Origin of the sequence: Streptomyces atratus, assembly GCF_014648655.1 — a bacterium.
GTDB lineage: Bacteria > Actinomycetota > Actinomycetes > Streptomycetales > Streptomycetaceae > Streptomyces > Streptomyces atratus.
Window position 1 is genome coordinate 1 of sequence record NZ_BMRN01000031.1, and the last position, 18,906, is coordinate 18,906.

General features: G+C 69.3%; 16 protein-coding genes and 2 pseudogenes. 10 read left to right on the forward strand and 8 right to left on the reverse strand.

The window, feature by feature from the left end; all coding sequences use genetic code 11:
* Positions 1-99: 99 nt before the first annotated feature.
* Positions 100-420, reverse strand: a pseudogene (locus IEZ15_RS31945) (pyridoxamine 5'-phosphate oxidase family protein); the annotation flags it as partial.
* Between the two features lie 526 nt (positions 421-946).
* Here IEZ15_RS31945 and IEZ15_RS31950 point away from each other — a divergent pair.
* Together IEZ15_RS31950 and IEZ15_RS45310 are read left to right on the forward strand one after the other, a co-directional pair.
* Positions 947-1,804, forward strand: coding sequence for a class I SAM-dependent methyltransferase (locus IEZ15_RS31950; protein ID WP_189280476.1), 858 nt, complete (start codon positions 947-949; stop codon positions 1,802-1,804).
* 179 nt (positions 1,805-1,983) lie between these two features.
* Positions 1,984-2,121 (forward strand): hypothetical protein, encoded by a 138-nt coding sequence (locus tag IEZ15_RS45310; RefSeq protein WP_189280477.1) that lies wholly within the window; start codon positions 1,984-1,986, stop codon positions 2,119-2,121.
* Between the two features lie 842 nt (positions 2,122-2,963).
* On the opposite strand, the gene IEZ15_RS31960 is transcribed toward IEZ15_RS45310, so the two are convergent.
* On the reverse strand, positions 2,964-4,190 hold the full coding sequence (locus IEZ15_RS31960; protein ID WP_229846229.1) for an MFS transporter: 1,227 nt from the start codon (positions 4,188-4,190) through the stop codon (positions 2,964-2,966).
* A gap of 59 nt (positions 4,191-4,249) precedes the next feature.
* Here IEZ15_RS31960 and IEZ15_RS31965 point away from each other — a divergent pair, with 59 nt between their 5' ends.
* Positions 4,250-4,819 carry a CGNR zinc finger domain-containing protein gene (locus IEZ15_RS31965; RefSeq protein WP_229846230.1) on the forward strand — a complete coding sequence of 190 codons (570 nt, stop codon included), beginning with the start codon at positions 4,250-4,252 and terminating at the stop codon, positions 4,817-4,819.
* Positions 4,820-4,822: 3 nt separating this feature from the next.
* Here IEZ15_RS31965 and IEZ15_RS31970 read toward each other — a convergent pair whose 3' ends face one another.
* From IEZ15_RS31970 to IEZ15_RS31980, 3 genes are all read right to left on the reverse strand, one after another.
* Positions 4,823-5,275 carry a hypothetical protein gene (locus tag IEZ15_RS31970; RefSeq protein ID WP_189280478.1) on the reverse strand — a complete coding sequence of 151 codons (453 nt, stop codon included), beginning with the start codon at positions 5,273-5,275 and terminating at the stop codon, positions 4,823-4,825.
* A gap of 300 nt (positions 5,276-5,575) precedes the next feature.
* The gene (locus IEZ15_RS31975) at positions 5,576-6,229 is read right to left on the reverse strand and encodes a hypothetical protein (protein ID WP_189280479.1); all 654 of its coding nucleotides are present in this window, start codon (positions 6,227-6,229) and stop codon (positions 5,576-5,578) included.
* Between the two features lie 366 nt (positions 6,230-6,595).
* Positions 6,596-6,895, reverse strand: a complete 300-nt coding sequence (locus IEZ15_RS31980) for a hypothetical protein (protein ID WP_189280480.1) — start codon at positions 6,893-6,895, stop codon at positions 6,596-6,598.
* 460 nt (positions 6,896-7,355) lie between these two features.
* Here IEZ15_RS31980 and IEZ15_RS31985 point away from each other — a divergent pair, with 460 nt between their 5' ends.
* Together IEZ15_RS31985 and IEZ15_RS31990 are read left to right on the forward strand one after the other, a co-directional pair.
* A complete protein-coding gene (locus IEZ15_RS31985) occupies positions 7,356-8,399 on the forward strand; it encodes an AraC-like ligand-binding domain-containing protein (protein WP_189280481.1) in 1,044 nt (347 codons plus the stop codon).
* A 224-nt stretch (positions 8,400-8,623) separates the two neighbouring features.
* Positions 8,624-9,208 carry a response regulator gene (locus IEZ15_RS31990; RefSeq protein ID WP_308427462.1) on the forward strand — a complete coding sequence of 195 codons (585 nt, stop codon included), beginning with the start codon at positions 8,624-8,626 and terminating at the stop codon, positions 9,206-9,208.
* A gap of 234 nt (positions 9,209-9,442) precedes the next feature.
* Here IEZ15_RS31990 and IEZ15_RS31995 read toward each other — a convergent pair whose 3' ends face one another.
* Both IEZ15_RS31995 and IEZ15_RS32000 read right to left on the reverse strand, forming a co-directional pair.
* On the reverse strand, positions 9,443-10,165 hold the full coding sequence (locus IEZ15_RS31995) for a response regulator transcription factor (RefSeq protein WP_189280483.1): 723 nt from the start codon (positions 10,163-10,165) through the stop codon (positions 9,443-9,445).
* Complete coding sequence (locus tag IEZ15_RS32000; RefSeq protein WP_189280484.1) at positions 10,162-11,388, reverse strand: sensor histidine kinase; 1,227 nt, start codon at positions 11,386-11,388, stop codon at positions 10,162-10,164. Before IEZ15_RS32000 ends, IEZ15_RS31995 begins: the two co-directional genes overlap by 4 nt.
* A 247-nt stretch (positions 11,389-11,635) precedes the next feature.
* Between IEZ15_RS32000 and IEZ15_RS32005 the strand changes: the two genes are divergently transcribed.
* From IEZ15_RS32005 to IEZ15_RS32025, 5 genes and pseudogenes are all read left to right on the forward strand, one after another.
* A complete protein-coding gene (locus IEZ15_RS32005) occupies positions 11,636-13,876 on the forward strand; it encodes an MMPL family transporter (protein ID WP_229846231.1) in 2,241 nt (746 codons plus the stop codon).
* Positions 13,877-14,206: 330 nt separating this feature from the next.
* A complete protein-coding gene (locus IEZ15_RS32010; protein ID WP_189280485.1) occupies positions 14,207-15,946 on the forward strand; it encodes an alpha/beta hydrolase in 1,740 nt (579 codons plus the stop codon).
* A gap of 229 nt (positions 15,947-16,175) precedes the next feature.
* Positions 16,176-16,757: pseudogene (locus tag IEZ15_RS32015) on the forward strand (transposase); the annotation flags it as partial.
* Between the two features lie 42 nt (positions 16,758-16,799).
* Positions 16,800-17,357 (forward strand): YrhB domain-containing protein, encoded by a 558-nt coding sequence (locus IEZ15_RS32020; RefSeq protein WP_189280487.1) that lies wholly within the window; start codon positions 16,800-16,802, stop codon positions 17,355-17,357.
* 186 nt (positions 17,358-17,543) lie between these two features.
* On the forward strand, positions 17,544-18,458 hold the full coding sequence (locus IEZ15_RS32025) for a ketopantoate reductase family protein (RefSeq protein WP_189280536.1): 915 nt from the start codon (positions 17,544-17,546) through the stop codon (positions 18,456-18,458).
* Here the strand turns inward: IEZ15_RS32025 and IEZ15_RS32030 are convergent.
* Entirely contained in the window at positions 18,455-18,754 is a 300-nt protein-coding gene (locus IEZ15_RS32030; RefSeq protein WP_229846232.1) for a hypothetical protein, read from the reverse strand. The genes IEZ15_RS32025 and IEZ15_RS32030 overlap by 4 nt on opposite strands.
* Between the last annotated feature and the right edge of the window lie 152 nt (positions 18,755-18,906).

Consider the following 18,906-nt stretch of genomic DNA (forward strand, 5'->3'; position numbering starts at 1 on the left):
CCTCTCCCTCCTGACCTTCCATCAAGATCAGGTTCAGGCGAAGACCACCAAGTGGGTCACTTTTGATCCGCCGTCAGAGGGTCAGAATTCAAGCGACGCCGAGAACGCGTCCGCTGCGTCCCCGGGCACGTTCTGGTCGGTGAAGCACTCCGCCTCGCCCTGCAGAAGCACCACATCGAAGGTGTCCGGCAGCGACAGGCGCACCCGTGGTTCCTTGCGGACGTTCCGCGCGGTCACGGAAGTTGCGCTGGTGCACATCCACACCGCTCGACCGTCCCACGAAAACCACAGCGGCACCTGGTGCGGCCCGTGATCAGGGTGAGCTGTTGATACCCACACGTCGCGCTCTGTGGCGAGCCGTTCCAGAGAGTCGCGCCTACGTTCCGCCACCTGGCGACGAACGAATTCCGTGTTCTGCATGAGTACCGACCCTAGCCAGCAGGCTCGGGGTGCACATGGGGCGCCGGTCCTACTCCCAACGACCGACAAGCCCTTCAGCCTCGCTTCGGTTCTGCCTCTCCCGTTCCGCCATCCTGGCCACCTGGCCGGTGGAGGACCACCTCGACCTCCTCGGCACCTGCCGCCCATTCCGGCTCTGCCGCCTGGAGCCCGCCGAAGGCTTGCAGGTTGTGAGCCTCACACCCCATTCCCCCAGGCAGAAGCGGTGAGCTGCGAGGCTGTGAGACGGAGCTCGCGCTCATGCTTCCGCCCTGACCTCTGACACAAGATCTTGACCCTTTGCCAAGCGATCTTGACGGCCAACGAAGCAGGTCTGCCGCATGTGGGCGATTCAGTGCATGGATCCATTCGTGCTTCCGTACGCCCCGCCGTATGCCTCACTGCGCGGCCGTTCCGGGGAAGTAGTGGAGGCAGCGGGGCCGATCGGTCGGGTCGGCCCGGCGGCACCACCCCGCCCGGTGGGCCAAACGGAAGCGAGGAGTTGGACATGAGCGATCCATCGGCCCGGGAGGTCGGCGAATGGTACGACCGCTTCGGAGGCCTGTATGGCCTGACCATGGGCGACAGCATGCACCTGGGCATGTGGACCGACGGCGTGCGGACGCAGACGGGGGAGCCGACGGCCGACGAGATGTGGGAGGAACTCACCCGGGCCCAGGACTCCTGGACCGGCAGCCTCATCGACGTGGTCGGGCTGCTGCCGGGACAGCGGATGCTGGACGTCGGCTGTGGCACCGGCCGGCCCACCGTGCGAATCGGTGCCGAGTCGGGCGCGAGCGTGCTCGGCGTGACGGTCAGCGCCGCGCAGGTCCGGGCCGGCCGCGACCGCGCCTTGAAGGCGGGACTGTCCGACCGCGTCGCCTTCGAACAGGCGGATGCCATGGCTCTGCCCCAGGAGTCCGAGATCTTCGACGCCGCGTGGGCCATCGAGTCGTTCGCTCACTTCTCCGACCGCCCCGCCGCGATCCGCGAGGTTCGGCGGGTGCTGCGGCCCGGGGGCCGCTTCGTTCTCGCGGACTGCTACGAAGCCGTGCCCTTCACGCCCGAGGAAGTCCAACTCTTCCAGGCCGCGTTCGCCCTCTCCCGCCTCCCCGCCGGACCCGAGGACTACTCCCGCATGCTCGGCGAGGCCGGCTTCGCCATCCAAAACATCCGCGACATGTCCCGGGAGTTCAAGCCCACCTACGAGCTGATCCCGCGCCTGTTCGCCGCAAGGCGCGCCCAGATCGCGGAGCTGGTGGGCACCGCCGCGATGGCGCAGCTCGACACCGTCTACCCGAGCATCCTCGCCTTGTGCCGTGACAAGATGGGATACACCATGATCAACGCCGTAAAGTCCCCCTGACACGGCCAGGCCCGCCCGACTCTCAGGTTTCCGCCGCCAGCAGGCCAGTCACCAAACCGCCCGGCACAGCTCCCCATCACCAGCCGGCATCCCGGGCAGGCCGGGCCTTCGCCTGCGGGGAGGAGCGGTTCACCGTGGAACGGGCCGGTCAAACTAGCCTGGCAAACGGCCAAGATCGCTTGTCAGAGGACACGCACGCCCTGGTCCGGCCCGCCGGCACGGAGGACGATGGAGTCATGGGCGTGCATGACCAGGACCAGGGCGACGTCGCCGAACCGGCGCGGCCGCCGCTGACCGCGCCCGCGCCCCCGGGGTGACGGCCTCGCTGCGCGAGGCCATGGACGACGTCCGGCACACGGTCACGGTCCTCGCCGCCCGGGTCCGTGACGCGCACGCCGCCCAGGTCTGAACACCCCTCGGTTACCCGAGCTGGGAGGCGTATCTCCAGTACCCGGGCCCGAGGGCCCGGGGCTCCGCCATTCGGCGGGGCGTCTTCCGGCATTGCAGCATCCTTCCCTTCTCGATACCGCTGCCGCCCTTCCCCATGTGGCCGGCCTTCCCGGCCTCGGAGTACTACGGCGGCTCCGCCCCGTCCCGGACCGATCGGCGGTCGATGCGCCCAGCCCCGGCAGCCTGCTGGAGACAGGTGGCGGGGCGAGGTTCGGGACGGTTCCCGTGTTCACTGCGGTTCGCTCGACGGAGTAGGAGCCCGACTGTGTCCCTGCGGTATCGCCACGAGTACGCCGCAGGCTTTACTCGTGGCCTCCCGGCCAGCTTTCGTAGACCGGCCCAGGAGTTGTCAGACCACCCGAGAGGACGACCCGAGTACGCACCGCTTCCGGCCCAGATCCGCCAGGTTCGAGCCGGAGGCACTTTAAGGGACGTAAAACGCCGGTTCCTCGCGTACCCCTCTCCATCACGCTTGCCGGACCCGCCCCACCTGGCAGTACTGGTCACGTCCCGGCTTCGTCAGGGCCGCTCTCACCCTCCCCGGCATCACCCGGCTCAGGCTGCTTTCAGCTTCAACCCGCCTGCTGCGACAGGAGGTTGGTGCAGGTCTCCCACCTCCACTCGAACCAACAGAGCCTCACGGCGCAACCAAGATCTGTGCCAGAACCGAGAAGCGACAGCACCGGTCCGCGAGCCGGGCGGACCGCCGCTACGCAGCGTCCGGGACCCGGCGGCGAACCGCCTCCGCGACGTTGTCGAGACCGGGCGACTCCGGTGTCACCCGGAGGTGCAGGGCAGCGAGCAGCAGGCAGAGAGCGGCCATCGTGGACCACAGCGTGGTCGTCCCCGCGCGGGCGAGCAGTTGGGTGCCGAGGACGGGTGCGAGCGTCGCGGCGATGCCCCAGCTGGTGCCGAAGACGGCCAGGTAACGGCCGCTTCCGCCGGGCGGCGCGAGATCGGTGACGAGCGCGTAGATGCGGCCCATGACCAGCAGGTCGCCCAGGCTCCACACGGCGGCCGAGGCGAGCAGGGCCGGCAGGGTGCGGGCGAGGGCGTAGCCGGTCAGCCCCGCGGCCAGGAGGAGATGGGCGAGGGCGAGCGCGCCGGGTGTCGTGAGCCGGGTCGCCCAGGGCAGCCGGACGAGCGGCTGGGCGAGCACGGTGGTGGCCGCGGCGGCGGTGAACAACAGCCCGGCGTAGGCGGCGGGCAGGCCCTGCCGCGCGAGCGCTAGTGGCAGGGTCATCACGGTCTGCTGGTTGATCAGGGCGTAGGCGGTTCCGGTGGCCAGGACGCCCAGCAGGGCTCGGTCCCGCAGCGGTCGCACGGCGGTGCCGTCCTGGTCCGCTCCGGGCGGTGCCGGACGGTCGCGTGGAAGAGCCAGCCGGATCAGCAGCGCGCAGGCCAGGCACGTGGCGGCGTCGGTGACGAAGAGCCAGCGCAGGTCCCAGTGTCCGAGCAGGGCGGCGAGCAGTCCGGCGCCCATGCCGCCCGCCGCGAGCGCGGCGCTGAACAGGCTGAAGGCGCGTACCCGTTGCCGCTCCGGCACGGACTCGCCGATGATGGCCTGGCTCGGCGGTTCGTAAAGTTCGAAGGCCAGCCCGAGCAGCACTGCCCCGGTGACCGCCCAGGTGAGCGACGTGGAGGCCGCGATCGCCAGCTGCGCGGTGGCGCATCCGCAGAGCCCGAGCACGATGGTCGTGCGCCGGCCGATCCGGTCGGCCAGTCCTCCCCCGGCCAACCGCGAGGGGATCGTCGCGAGCCCGAAGACGGCGCTGACCAGCCCGGCGGTGGCCAGGCTCGCGCCGTGGTCGGCGCAGATCAGCGCGGTGAGGAAGGGCAGCGAGAAGGCTCCGAGCCGGTTGACGACCTGAGCGAGCAGCAGCAGGCGGACGGTGCGGGGCAGCGGTTCGGAGCGCAGCACAGCACCTCCCGTCACTGGCCAATCGTCTATTGTCAGTGACGTACACCGTAGGCGGGTGAAAGGTAACTGGTCAAGTGTTGTTCGACAGTCACATGTATGTCCTCCTCGATGCCTCGGTGGCGCTCGTCAACGCGCTGACCGACGGTGAGGCGCGCGGTCGTCGCTACCTCGCCCCCGAGGGCGCCGAACGGGTCGGGGCGGTCCGCGCGGCGCTCTCCGCCGGGGCAGACCTGGGACTCGGCGAGGCCGACCAGTTGGCCGACACCGCCCGCACCCTACGGACCGTGTTCGAGGCCGCAGCCGCCGACCGCCTCGACGACGCGGCTCCCGCCCTCAACGCGCTGCTGCGTGAGACCGGCGCCCGCCCGCAGCTCGACCGGGCTCCCGGGGAGCCGTGGCAGGTCCACTTCCACGGTGCTGACGACTCCTACGCCGTCGGTTGGAGCGCCGGCTGTGCCACCGGCCTCGCCATGGCCCTCGGCGGCGATTACGCCGGACGCCTCGGGGTTTGCGCAGCCCCGCGCTGCGACCGGGTCTATGTGGACACGTCCCGCAACGCCGGCCGTCAGTTCTGCTCGACGGCCTGCCAGAACCGCGTCAAAGCAGCGGCGTTCCGCGCGCGGCACGCGAGCGACCAGGCGTGAACCTCAGCCCCTCGCCTGTGCGAACCGAGCGGCCTTGCCCTCCACCCAGGCCCGTTTCGCGGCGCTTCGAGGTGGTGCAGGGACCGCCCACCCAGTGCAGGTGTTGCCTGTGACAGTGTCTCCGCCACGGCCCAGCGCCGAGGGCTGTTCGGCCAGTGCCTGGAGTGCGGTAATCGCCCGCTCGCGTTCGACGCCTTCCAGCGGTTCAAGGAACTCGGCGAGATCGGCCTGCCAAGCGGCCGCCTGAAGGGACCTTTGGAGCGCCCCGCCCTCAGTTGTCACCGCGTTAGCGGTACGGTCCAGCCTCCGGAGTTGGTGGCGCTCGCGCTCCGGGTCTCCCTGGGCCAGCAGGCGCGCCACGGCCGCGCGCACCCCGGCCCACGTATCCGTACCCGCCGCCTGCACCACGGCAGCGCCACCAGCCGCAGTCAGTGCCGTCAACGCCTCCGAGAGCATCCCCAGACCCCCTTCGCGCAACCCCACCGGACGAACAGAAAAGTAGCCCCGGCCATCCGCCCCCCACTGCAGAGTTCCGCGATCAGGCGCGCGTACACGGACACCATCATGGAGCGCTGATCCCCGCAGATTTGCCCCGCTCGCCCGCACCCTCAGCGGCCTCCAGGCTTTGACGGGCCGTCGTCGCACACCGTGGTCCGCCAAGCCGTGATGTCCGCACCCCCCCCGCGTCGCCTGCCCCTCCGAGTACGCGCGCCGACTGTCACTTCTGACATCAAATGCGCCAGTACCAGTGCCGTATTACGCGTCAGGTGTCATCGGATACGTATCCCCGTCGATCCACAGCTTGTCGTTGTCAGTGACGAAAAGGAAAAGGCCGATTCCGGGCGGCGGATTACGCAGATAGGCGACGGCGGACTCGGTGAGCCGGACCCTGCCGTTCCCGAGGTGGGTGATCCCCGCCGGTTCTGTGTGTCCGGCGAGCCACTCTGCCCGCTCCATACCCACGACCGTGCTGTACGACCGCTCCGAACTACGCAGGAGGTCGTCGTACCGGGCGAAGGTCAGGACGGTGTCCAGTGCCTCCTCGAACGTCTGCGGCCCCAGGAACTCCCTGTTCCTGAAGGTGCCGTCGCGCGGTACCCGGGCGTAGGAGAGCCACATGGATCCCGAGGACACGACGTGACCGACCGGGAAGCCGTCCGGAGAGCCTTCGCCCAGGCGCACGGACACCTTCTGCTCGCCGCGAGGATCGGAGGGCTCCTGGAAGAGGAAGAGGCGGCGCACCTTCAGCCGCTCCTTGAGGTCCGGGTCGATGCGGTCTATGTCCATGGGTTCCTCCTCCACGGCCAGCAGTGCCTCCGTGGAGCGGATGAAGTCGATGTTCACCGACGCGAGGAAGGGGGCAACCCTGACGCACTGCCAACCGGTCGGCTCTATTTGAGCGACGATCAAGTCGACCTCCTTGCGGATCTTCCTCATGGACAGGGCGCGGGTATCGACGTCGAAGCTGACGCTGAACGTCTGCTCACCCTGTTCAAAGGCGACCCTGGCGCCTGAAACCAGCCTCTGTATCCGCCAAGCGTGTAGAAGGCCCATTCTCTTCCCCGATCTGATAGGCCTCCGACGGCTCGAAAGCCTGCTCAACTATCGTGTGAAACCGCACGATTCGCGAGAGCACGGCAGCCCGCCGGGCGTCGGTGCTGGTGATACAACGCCGCCCGTCATCGTACGCTTCGACCAATCTTGATGTTCCAGGCTTTTGTGCCGCCCTTTACCAGGGTTCGGTTGGATGTGCGCCTGCTTCAGCAGGTCGGGAGATCAGCACTCGGACACCATCTCAGGCGTCACTTCACCATCGTCGCTCGTGATCGAGGTGCTTGCGTCGATATACCCTGAGCCGCCGTCGTAGGAGATCTTGTACGTGGCGCCGTAGCCGTAGCCACTGGCATCGGTCTTGCCTGGCTCGTAGCAGTCGACTGTGATCGGTGTCAGCGTCGTGAGCTGCTGTTCTGGCTGCGAACCGATAGGGTTCGCGTTCGGCCAGACGGCGACACTGTCGTAGTTCGCGATCTTTCCATCGATTCCGCCGCATCCCGAAAGTGTCAGCAGCGCGAGCACAGCGCCTCCCACTGACACCACGGCCCTTTTCCTGTTACCCACTCGTCTCCCCCGTGTCTTCGGAAACGCCGTAATCCTTAGGAAAACCGGCGATTATCGGCGCTGGCCGGTAGCCACGAGACCGCATAGTGCCTGCGCCGCCAGCCAGATCATTTGCATGCAGCCCAAGGGGATTCCTTCCCTGGCCCGCCGTACCTCGAACGGGGCCAAGCCCTGCCCATGGGTTCCTCCCTCGGATGGGACGGTTGCGGGGCTGCCCCACCTCAGTCGGGCGGGGACCCGCCCCGCCTTGCCCTGGCGCACAGCGGATCCTGTGACTGACTGTAGGACTGGATCGTGCGCCGTGAATTGCGCGTGCGCGTAAGGAAGTTGTTGCAGTGCGCAACGCTTGATGCCATGAGCGCGAGAATCAACTCTGGATATGCACACTACGAGAAGGCTGCGGTGAAGGGTGTCTTCGATGGCCGTGGAAACCTACGTTGTGGATACGTTGACAACCCGTGACGTGACGTTGCGTGAACGCACCGACTTCTGGAGCGAGCACGTGACGTCGTATCAAAGCCGGGTGGGCTACATGTACCCGCGCACCGACAACTTTCATGCGGGGACGATCCGCCAGTGCACTGACGCCTATCAGATCGTCATGTTCTGGTCGGACACGATCAAGTACACCCGGACCGCGGGCCAGGCGCGGCGCGACCCGGACGAGGACTACCGCTTGCTGCTACCGGTCGCCGGGGAAATGGTGCTGCGGCAGGACGACCGGGAGGTACGGCTGGTGCCGGGGGCCGGGTGCCTGATCTCGTTCGCCACACCGTTCGAGATCCTGCAGGAAGCCTCCATGCGGGCGCTCATCATGTCGATCGCCGCTCAGGAGGTGAACGGGCGATTGAATCGGTCGTCGCCGCTCACTGCAGGCCTCGACTTGACCACCGGCCTCGGCCGGGTGGTGGGCGGCATGCTGACCGGTCTGCATGAGGAGCGCGACACCCTCACCAGCGGCCAGTTCGACGCGGTGTCGGACCGGCTGGTCGAGCTGCTGTGCATGCTCGCCGCAGGCGAAGACCGCCCCACCGCCCCGGGCCATCTGGCCGATGTGGAGACGGTGGTCCGCCGGTACATCCGCGAGCATGCGGCCGACCCTGATATGACCGGCGTCACCGTGGCGCAGGCGCTGGGTTGGTCGCTGCGCCAGGTGCAGCTGGTCCTGCAGCATGCCGGGACGACCCCCCGCGAGCTTATCCGCGAGGAGCGGCTGCGGTTGGTACGAGACCGGCTGCGGGCACCCGCGTACCGGCATATGACGATCACCGAGCTGGCCTATGCCTCGGGATTCTCCTCCTCGAGCGCGCTCAGCACGGCATTCCGGCAGCGCTTCGGGGTATGCCCCCGCGAGATGCGGCACGCGGGCCCCAGTCCGTCGGCGATACGCGCCGGAATTGCTCGCACCGAAGGCCGGCCGGACCACAGGCAAGCGAGCGGGCGGCAAGACGGGCTCGCGTGAGCGCGGCCTCGCCCAGCACTCGCCCTGCTCACCCGCCTGAACCGCGAGCCCCGCGACACTGCTCAGGCTGCCGAGAGCGCGCAGACGCGGTACACCCAGAAGACTACGAGCCGACCGAGAGCGAAGTGGACGAGTCGTGGCACTGGCGGCGAGGGCCCCACGTAGTAGGCGGGCGGTGCAGGCCGGGGTCGGGGCGGGCAGTGTCAGGAACTCTCGCCGGGCGCTTGGCCGGAACGCCGGCGGTCGGGGAGGCTGCCGACGGCGTCGAGGCCGTCGAGCGGGCGCGGCAGTTGCGGCCGGACGTGGTCCTGATGGACGTGCGGATGCCGCGCCTCAACGGCATCGAGGCCACCCGGCAGCTCCTCGCGGAGTCGGCCGAACCGCCGAAAGTCGTGGTGATCACCACCTTCGAGAACGACGGCTACGTCACCGCTGCACTCAGCGCCGGGGCCAGCGGCTTCGTGCTCAAGCGGCTCCCGGTCCCGCAGATCGCGGAAGCAGTGCGGGTGGTCGCGGCGGGCGAGGCGATCCTCTTCTCGGCGGCCCTGCGCCAGATGGTCACCGCCCGCCCGCTGGGCTCCGCCGAGGCGCTGCCGCAGGCGGCGCTGACGGGCCGGGAGGAGGAGGCGCTGCGGTTGATGGCCACCGGCCTGTCCAACCCGGAGATTGCGGAGTCGCTCACGGTGAGCCTGGAGACGGTGAAGACACACGTCGGGAACGTGCTGACCAAGCTCGGCGCGCAGAACCGGACCCACGCGGTGGTGATCGCGTACGAAACCGGCCTGGTCGTGCCCGGGGTCACGGGCTGACGCGACATCAGGTGGCCTGACCCGGCCTGCCTGTGCCGCTGAACCAGCGTCCGGGGCAGTCCACGCTCTGGACGCCTCCCCACCCCGGGGCAGGCCCGGCTATGGGAACTTGGGGAGTTACCCGCCCTCGCGGTGGGAGAAGTCGGCCGCGTAGGAGTTTCGGGAGGCCCTGCCGATGGCCCGGCCCTCCTCGACACCACCCTGTGCAAGCAGTGAGCGCACCGGTCGGCCCGGCTATGCGGTGTTTCCGTCGCCGCGCGGGTTGCCGGTTGCCGCGCGGGCGGTGACCAGCCCCGATTCGTAGGCCGCGATGACCGCCTGGGCGCGGTCACGGACGTCGAGCTTGCCGAAGATGCTGGTGATGTAGTTCTTGACCGTGGAGACGCTGATGTGCAGGTCGTGGGCGATCTCGGCGTTGTCCAGACCGGTGGCCATCAGACGCCACACCTCGACCTCCCGGGGTGTGAGTTCGCCCAGGTCGGTGGGGAGTGGCTGCGACGCGCCGTGAGGGGCCCGTACGTAGGTGGAGATCAGCCGGGTGAGCAGACGCGGCGCGACGACGGCCTCGCCTGCGTGGACGGTGCGGATCGCCGCGCTCAGGTCCTCCGGCGAGCTGTCCTTGGGCAGGAACCCGCAGGCTCCGGCGCGCAGGGCACCCACGACGTACTCGTCCATGTCGAAGGTGCTGAGGGCCAGGACCCGGCAGCCGGGCACGGTGGCGGCGAGTTCCCCGGTCGCGCCGACACCGTCGAGGACGGGCATCCGAATGTCCATCACCACGACGTCGGGGCGCAGTCGGCGGGCGAGGGCGACAGCCTGCGCGCCGTCCTCGGCCTCTCCCACGACCTCGAAGGACGGGTCGGGGGAGAGGATCAGCGACAGGCCGCGCCGGACCAGCGGCTGGTCGTCCGCGATCAGCACTCTGATCCTCGGTGTGTTCGGCCGGGTCCCGGTCATCGGTGTGCCCCCTCGTGCTGGACGGCTGCTTCGGCCGCCTCGTCCGTGGTCAGCGGCAGGTCGGCCACCACTGCGAACCCACCGTCGGCCCGCGGGCCGACGGCGAGGGTGCCGCCGTGCAGGGCGACGCGCTCGCGCATGCCGATCAGGCCGTAACCGCCCGAGCCCACCGACGACGCCCCCTCCTGCGGCGGTGTGCTCCCGCCGTCGTCCCGCACTTCGACGGTGACCCGATCCTGGCGATACGTCAGCCGCACGGACGCGCGGGCGGGCCCCGCGTACTTGCGGGCGTTGGTGAGGGCTTCCTGGGTGATCCTGAACACCGTGAGGCCGACGGTCGGCGGCAGCGGGCGCTGCGGCCCGTGGACGCTGAACTCGGTCGGCAGTCCGGCAAGGCGGGATTCGGCCACCAGAAGGTCGAGGTCGTCGACGCCCGGCTGGGGCTGCGACGGCGCGGACTCCGGTTCGTCACCGGCCCGCAGCACATCGAGGAGCTGGCGCATCTCGCGCAGGGCGAGCCGCCCGGAGGATTCCAGGGTGACCAGGGCGTCCCGGACCACCTCCGGTCGGGCGAGGTTGGCCCGGGCTCCGCCGGCCATCAGCTGCATGGTGGTGATGTGGTGGGCCACGATGTCGTGCAGCTCCCGTGCGATGCGGCGGCGTTCGTCGGCCACCGCACGGTCGGCGAGAAGTCTGCGGTTCGCCGCCACCTCCCGCTGCCAGCGGTTGACCGCCATGGCGGTGCCGACGACGATCAGGGCGGAGAGGGGCGTGACAGCGGCGTCCTGCCAGGGCGGAATCCGGCCGTGGCTCTGGCTCAGCAACGTCAGCGACACCGTCGCGACGGCCGCGACCGCTGTCACCCGGCCGGTGCAGGCCCTGGCGACTGAGTACAGGGCGACCAGCAGGACGGCACCGAAGTGTCTGGGCAGCGGCGCGGTCAGGGTGGCTGTCGTATCGAGTGCCAGTACGGCAGCGAGCGCCACCACCGGGTGGCTGCGCCGGACGAGCAGCGGCAGGGCTGCCAGCGCGACGAGGAGGAACCCGGCCACGCTCACGGCGTATCGGCCGTCGGGGTCGTCGAAGAACACGTAGCTGAGCAGGTTCATCGCGCAGGCCCCGCCGGTCACGAGTGCGTCGTTGCGGGACCACGGCGGCCCGGCGCTGCCGATGTTCAGCGGCTCCCGGGCATCGCCGGGCCCGATGTGTCGGCGCCTGCGCATGTCTGTTCTCCCTGTGTCCGGCCTTACGGCCTCCGGTACAGAGTTGCACAGCAGCTGCAGCGACAGCACCGTCGGCGGCAGCTCGCGGCCCGCGACCAGGATGGGGACCAGGACCAGGACCTGGGTCCTGGTCCCTGGCCGGGGCAGGACCCAGGGCCCCGGCCCGGATCATCCGCTGCCAGGACGCTTACCGGCCCCTCGGGGTGATGGTCTGGATACCGGCCGGGAGCCCCCGGCAGACGTCCGCATGCAAGTCCGTCCGCCGGAGGACATCGTGATCCGCGCCCTGACCGGATACTCCACCAGACACCCGTGGAAAGTCATCGCCCTCTGGGCGGTGCTGGGTGTCGTGCTGAGCGCCCTGGCCCCGACACTGATCGGCCGCGTCACCCAGAACCAGACCGGGGATTTCCTGCCCAAGAGCTACGACTCGGCCGCCGCCCTGGAGATAGCCGAGGAACAGTTCGGGGTGAACCCCGACGCCACCACCGTGACGATGCTGGTCGCCCGGTCCGACGGCAAGGCTCTCGGCGCCGCCGACCAGAAGCGGGTCGAGGCCGAGGCGGCGAAGCTGGCGCAGCGCCGGGTGATCATGCCCAGGGAGGGCGACAGACCGAAATTCCTGGTCCCGGACCGCTCCCAGACACCCCGGATCGCCCCGGCAATGGTGGCACCCGACCGGAGTTTCGAACTGCTCTCCGTCGAGCTGATCGGGAACCGTACGGACAAGGGGGTCCAGGGCGTCTACCGGGCCTTCCGGGACGCCGCCCGGACGCAGTTCTCCGAGGCGGGGATGCGCACCGGCTTCACCGGAAGTCTCGCCGACACCGTCGACACCACCGATTCCCACGAGACCGCCGCGAAGGTCGGGGGCGCCCTCCTCATGGGGCTCATCCTGCTGATCAACGTGCTGGTGTTCCGCAGCGTGCTGGCGGCCCTGCTGCCGCTGGTCGCGGTCGCCATGATCATCGGCGTGGCGGGGGGAGCCGTCGCGGGTGCCGCGATACTCACCGGGCGCAAGCTCGACGCGGGCACCCCTGATCTGATCAGCGTGGTCCTGCTCGGCATCGGCATCGACTACCTGCTGTTCCTGCTGTTCCGCTTCCGCGAGCAACTGCGCGCCCGGCCGGAGCAGTCCGCCCGCGAGGCGGCCGGGCAGGTCTCGGGACGGGTGGGCACCGCGATCACCTCGGCGGCGCTGACCATCGTGGCCGGGTTCGCCACGCTGGGCGTGGCGACCTTCGGCCAGTCCCGCTCGCTGGGCCCCGCCATCGCCGTCGCGGTCCTGGTGATGCTGCTCGGCAGCCTCACCCTGCTGCCGGCGCTGCTCGCGGCCGCCGGGCGCAAGATGTTCTGGCCCTCCAAGGCCCTTGGCCACGAGCCCGACGAGGGCCGTGCCGCCCGCTTCGGGGCGCGGGTCGCACGACGACCGATGACGATGACGTTCGCCTCCGTCGCCCTGCTTGCCGCGCTGGCCGCCGGGCTGATCGGGATCCGCATGGACTACGGCCAGGGCAACGCCGCTGCCAAGACCCCTGCGGCGGCCACCGCGACCGAGATATCCCGTGCGCTGCCGGCCGGGGTGTCGGACCCGACGAGCGTCTTCGTCACCGCCACTGACGGCGGCACCCTCACCGCAGGCCGGCTCGACGGCCTCTCCCGTGCTCTCACCCAGGTCAAGGGCGTGGGCCAGGTCGCACGGACCGTCCTGAACAAGGACCACCGCGCCGCCCGGATCGACCTCTACCCGACCGCGGACCCGCAGAGCCAGCAGGCCCGCGACCTGGCCTCCGGGCCCGTACGGGCAGCGGTCGCCCAGCACACACCCGCCGGAACGACGGCACACGTGGGCGGAACGGCGGCGATCTACGCCGACATCTCCACCGCCGTCGACCACGACCTGAAGATCGTGTTCCCGGTCGCGGCCGCACTGATCGCGCTGATCCTCCTGCTGCTCCTGCGCAGCCTGCTCGCACCGGTGATCCTGATGCTCTCCGTCGGGCTCGGCTTCGCCGCCACCCTCGGCGCCGCCACCCTGCTCTTCCAGCACGTCCTCGGTAAGCCGGGCGTCAACTTCTCCCTCCCGCTCGTGCTGTTTCTGTTCGTCGTGGCACTGGGCACCGACTACAACATCCTGATCAGCGACCGGATCCGGGAGGAAATGCAGCGACCGGGCCCGGCCCGCGCCGCCGTGGCCCGCGCGGTGCAGCACACGACACCGGCCATCGCGACCGCAGGCCTGGTCCTTGCCGGCTCCTTCGCCACCCTCGCCACGACCCCGGGCAACGAGCAGATCGCCTTCGCAATGACGCTCGGAATCCTGCTCTCCGCGCTCGTCCTCTCGCTGGTGCTGGTCCCCGCCCTTACCGCACTCCTCGGACGGAGCATCTGGTGGCCGGTCCGCCCACGGCCCACCAAGGGCGGCCACCCGCAGCACCGTGCGAACGCACCTGCCCCGGAACCCGACCGGGTCATGATGGCGGACTGACCTAACGGCTCAGGTGACCTGTGAGCACCTCATCTGTCCGGCGTGGCCTCGCACGGTTGAGCGTGCGCACCCGTGACAGCCACCAGATGTTTCAAGAGCCGTCAGAAACACCCTGGAAGCCCACTGGAAATCTTGAAATCGCGCCCGGCCCAGGCAGGTTTGCCCCGATCGATATTCAGGGGCGAAGCGGTTGAGTCAGGCAGTCAAAACAAGATCTTCATCGGACTCCACAGCAACGAGGTGCCTGGTACCGAGCCGAAGCCGACTTCCGCGCCGCCCTGGACACCGCGTTCCGCGGCACCGACCGTACCCACCAACCCAAGGAGACCTGTGACCATCCTCAGCCCCACCGCGTGGCGCGCCTCCGCCGCGAACCTCACCCTCGCCGCCTGCTTCATCACTTCCCCCGCCCTGGCCTCAGCTTCAGAGACCCCCGCCAAGAACGGCACCGGAGCCGGGCTCGACCAGTACCACCGGCAACACCTCGGCTGGGGCAGCTGCGTCACGGGCCCCGTCGACACGACGGGCCGCGATCTGGACAAGGCCGGTGTGCAGTGCGCGGACGTCACCGTGCCGCTCGACTACGCCCACCCCGCAGGGCGCACGATCACCCTCGCGATATCCCGGCTCAAGGCCACCGACACCCACCACCGCATCGGATCGATCCTGCTGAACAACGGCGGGCCAGGCGGACCTTCAGTCCAGTCGCCGCCGGACGTCCGCAAGGCGATGAAGGACGTCGGCGCGCGCTACGACATCGTCGGCTTCGACCCACGCTTCGTCGGCCGCAGCACCCCACTGGACTGCGGCTGGCCCGTCGGCACGTCCTGGTTCTCGGCCGGCACCAGCCGGGCAGGCTTCGACGGCCAGGTCGCCCTGCAGAAGAGCCTTGCCAAGAAGTGCCGCACCCATGACGCCTCAGTGCTGCCGTACATCAGTACCCGCAACACGGCCCGTGACATGGATGTCGTCCGCGGCGCGCTCGGCGAGCGGAAGATCTCCTACCTCGGCTACTCGTACGGCACCTACTTGGGCGCGGTTTACACCCAGATGTTCCCCGGCCGCTACGACCGCGTCGTGCTCGACGGCGCGGTCGCCCCCGCCGACTACGGCCCCCGCCTGACGAAGGGCACCGAGCGCGCGAGCGAGAAGGCGCTGTCCGCCTGGGCCGCGTGGGCGGCGGACCGCGACGCCGAATACGGCCTCGGCCGCACCCGCGCCCAAGTGCTCACCACCGTCGACCGCGTCCTCAAGGCGTCCGCCAGTGGCCCGCTGACCGTCGGCACCGGCTCGGACACCTTCCGGATCGACGACACCCAGGTGCCGGTCCTCCTCTACTCCAGCATCGGGGACGACACCGACCCGACCCGGGCGTTCCTCGCCGAGCAGCTGGCCGTGCTGAGCAGGGCCGCACGGGGCACGGCGCCGACGCCGCTCTCGCCGGAGTTCGCCGCGACGCTCCGGTACCTACTGCATGGCGCGGCCGAACCGTCGGGAGTCCAGGCCGCGGTCCTCTGCGGGGACGTGGCCGCCCCGCGCGACCCCGAGGTCTACTGGCGCGACATCGAACGCAGCCGGGCCGCGCACCCGGTGTTCGGACCAATGACCAACAACATCGGCCCCTGCGCCTTCTGGGACCGCCCCCGCGAGGAACCCACCCAGGTCCGCCGCGACGCCCCGGTACTGATCGTGGCAGCCACCGGCGACCCCCGCACCACCTACAAGAGCAGCGTGACCCTGCACGAGCAACTGCCCGGCTCCAAGCTGCTCACCCTCAAGGGCGCCAACCGGCACGCCCTCTTCGGCCGCTACGGCAACGCCTGCGTGGACGACGAGGTCAACAGGTACCTGGCTACCGGAAAACTGCCGACGAAGAATCAGACTTGCGTCAAGCGCGCCGGTGAGGCGTCTTCGTCGGATTTGATGACGACGAAGGCGTTGTCCGCGCCGATGGGGGCGTCGATCAGCATCAACACCGCGGCGATCACTGGTGTAGCCGCCGCGCTGATCGTCGCTGGTGGCGGCACCGCCGTCGCAGTACGCCGCCGCAAGACCCGCCGCGCCGCCTGAGCGGAACCGGCGCAACCCAAGGGCGGCATCCCCTCGGCGGGGTGCCGCCCTTCGCCGGCGTCTGGCCCACCGTCATCCGCCTCCAACCCCCGAACCGCTCCCGCAGCATCCGGACCTCGGTATCGGCCAGCACTCCCGAACCAGCCAGGGAGCACTGCGACCACTGAACCGTTCCGGGTTTGATCGAGGCTCGGTGTCCTGCGACGTGCCGCGCGACATCACCGAGGATGCCGAACGGCTCCACACGCTGTTCCGGCAGCCCACGGCCCGCCAGCTGCCCGCGGTCGAGGAAGCCATGGGAATCCGGACCAAGGCCCTGCTGATCCAGTTGAACGCCGTTTGCAAGGCCGTCGACGAGCTCGCCAAGGCTGTGGAGCGATCCTTCCGCACTCACCCCGACGCGCCGATCATGCTCAGCTTCCCCGGCATCGGCCCCGGTGTCGGGGCTCGCCTCCTGGCAGAGATGGGCGACGACCGCACCCGCTTCGCAACCGCCGGCGGACTCAAGGCGTACGCAGGCGTGGCCCCCATCACTAGGGCCTCCGGCAAGCGCAAGTACGTCGGCCGCCGGTTCGTGAAGAACAACCGGCTCAACCATGCCGGACACCTATGGGCCTTCGCCACCCTCACCCACTCGCTCGGAGCCAACGCCCACTACCGACGACGCCGTGAGATTGGAGACTGGGATGCCCAAGCCCTCCGGCATCTGTTCAACCGCATGCTCGGCCAACTCCACCACTGCCTTCAGCAGCGGGTGTTCTATGACGAGAGCGTTGCCTTCCCTCCGGTGGATGGCTCCACCCTGGCATGAATACCGATTGGCTGACCGCAGAGTGGCCCGCATGATGGGTGCGTGATTTCGAAAGAGCGTGCTGTCGAACTGGTTGAGCAAGCACTGCTGCGTGAACACCAGGGCCGTCCGCTCTCGCAGGACACCGTGCCGCCCGAGGTGGTTTCGGGCGTGGCGCGGCACGAGTTCGGATGGCTTGTGTCAACGCAGTCCCGAGCATGGCTTGAAACGGGAGATTCACGGCATCTCATCGTCGGTGGCGGACCGATCCTGGTCGACGGCGAGGACGGCAGCGTCTACATGATTCCGATCGTGACCTTCAAGATGGACAACTGGCAGGACGAGTACCGCCGGCGCTTCAAAGGACATACGCCGTCCAACGCGAAAGCCCCGCTCAGTGCACATGTGGCGCAGATTCTCGCCGACAAGGGACGCCTGGCTGCCCTGCGCGCACTACGTCAGCAGGCACCGACACTGGAGCTGGAGCAGGCGCTGACATACGTGTCGGCACTGGAACGCGGCGATGCACCCAGCTGCGAACTCGTGGCGCTGTCGGAGCCAGATGTGCCGCCGTCCGAGGTCTCGCTGATCCAGATGGCAGGGCCTGACCTTCGCCCCTGAAGTGATCCACTTGACGGCTATCAATGGTTGGTCCGGTTGAGGATCAAGCTCTCCTGATACGGCGCCTCTGCGCGTTCTGGTCCGCACCCCCAGTCCCACGCATGGCGGGCACCTCTGCAACGATCGTCTTGAAGGCGGCCACCGATCATCGGGGCCGACCTACGAGAGGACAACTTCGTGACACTCATGACGAGCAAGCCCACGGTGGCCATTTTGGGTTCGGGCGGCATCGGCGGTCTGCTGGCCGCCCTACTGTCCCGCTCCGGGCACCGCGTCATCTGCCTGGCCCGCGAAGCCACGGCACACACCTTGCGCAGCAGCGGGATCGAGGTACATAGCCGCCAGTTCGGCGACTTCACCGCAGCCGTGGAAACGGACAGCGAACTGCGAGAGCCGGTCGACGCGTGCCTGATCACCGTCAAGCAGATCGCTCTGGATGCCGCACTTACCCGCGTCCCGCCCGCAGCCCTCGGCGACGCCCTCGTCGTACCGCTGCTGAACGGCGTCGAACACCCTGCCACCCTCCGCGCTCGCTACCGGCCTGACCGGGTGGCCCCCGGAGTGATCCGCGTGGAGTCAACCCGCCTTGCCCCCGTTGGCACCGGGCCCGTCGTCATCGAGCACGGCAGCCCGTTCGTCGAGATCGACCTGGCCGCCGGCACGGCACCCCGCCCCCACGTCGAAGCCCTGGCGACCGCCCTGTCCGCCGCGGGCGTGACGGCCCGCCTGACTGAGGACGAGACCACAGCCTTGTGGGCAAAAATGGCCTTCCTCGCCCCCTTCGCCCTCCTCACCACCCGGTACGGCGCGCCCCTCGGAGAGGTCCGCACCCGCCACCACGAGGAGCTGGAGAGCCTGGTCGCCGAAACCGCCGCGGTCAGCCGTGCCTGCGGCGCACCGGTGGACCCCGCTCAGGCCTTGGCGCGCTACGACGCCTTCCCTCCCGACGCCAAGTCCTCCATGCAGCGCGACGCGGAAGCGGGCCGGCCGCTGGAACTCGACGCCATCGGCGGAGCGCTGCTGCGCGCGGCCGACCGCCACGGTGTGCTCGTGCCGGTGGCGACCCGCGTGGTACGGGAACTGCAGTCCGCAGGACACTAGAAGGGTGACTCCAGGGAGTACCCGCCCTCGCGGAGAGGGACGGATTCGGGCTTTGATTCGGCAACGCGCTGTCTGGCAGCCCGCTGCTCGGCCACTGTGGGGTGGACGGCGATCGCCTCGGCCGCCTTACCTTGCCGGACCAGGACCTCGAACAGTTCCTCACGTGCCTTGATCGTACCGAGGGCCCGCAGTTCAGTGGTGGCGGCGTTGAGGTGGCCGGCGGTGCTGAGGAGGCCGGCCTTGACGATACGGGGGTCGATCCAGCGGCATCGGTATTCGCTTCGAGGGGTCCGCAAAGCAGGTCAGCCAAGGCGCGGTGGACCCTGCGTACACCCGAAACGAGTCCCCGCCCTCCGCCGTGCCGATCAACGTTGCCCAGTCGGACCGCACCGACGTAGCAGCAGAAGGGCAACCGACCAGCGCGCAAAAGGCCGAAGGGCTCTCATCC

Bases quoted from the DNA above. Each gene is read 5' to 3' on its own strand.
- IEZ15_RS31950 (WP_189280476.1), top strand. From the start codon at position 947: ATGAGCGATCCATCGGCCCGGGAGGTCGGCGAATGGTACGACCGCTTC.
- IEZ15_RS31970 (WP_189280478.1), bottom strand. From the start codon at position 5,275: ATGCTCTCGGAGGCGTTGACGGCACTGACTGCGGCTGGTGGCGCTGCC.
- IEZ15_RS31985 (WP_189280481.1), top strand. From the start codon at position 7,356: ATGGCCGTGGAAACCTACGTTGTGGATACGTTGACAACCCGTGACGTG.
- IEZ15_RS31995 (WP_189280483.1), bottom strand. From the start codon at position 10,165: ATGACCGGGACCCGGCCGAACACACCGAGGATCAGAGTGCTGATCGCG.
- IEZ15_RS32000 (WP_189280484.1), bottom strand. From the start codon at position 11,388: ATGCGCAGGCGCCGACACATCGGGCCCGGCGATGCCCGGGAGCCGCTG.
- IEZ15_RS32005 (WP_229846231.1), top strand. From the start codon at position 11,636: ATGCAAGTCCGTCCGCCGGAGGACATCGTGATCCGCGCCCTGACCGGA.
- IEZ15_RS32025 (WP_189280536.1), top strand. From the start codon at position 17,544: ATGACGAGCAAGCCCACGGTGGCCATTTTGGGTTCGGGCGGCATCGGC.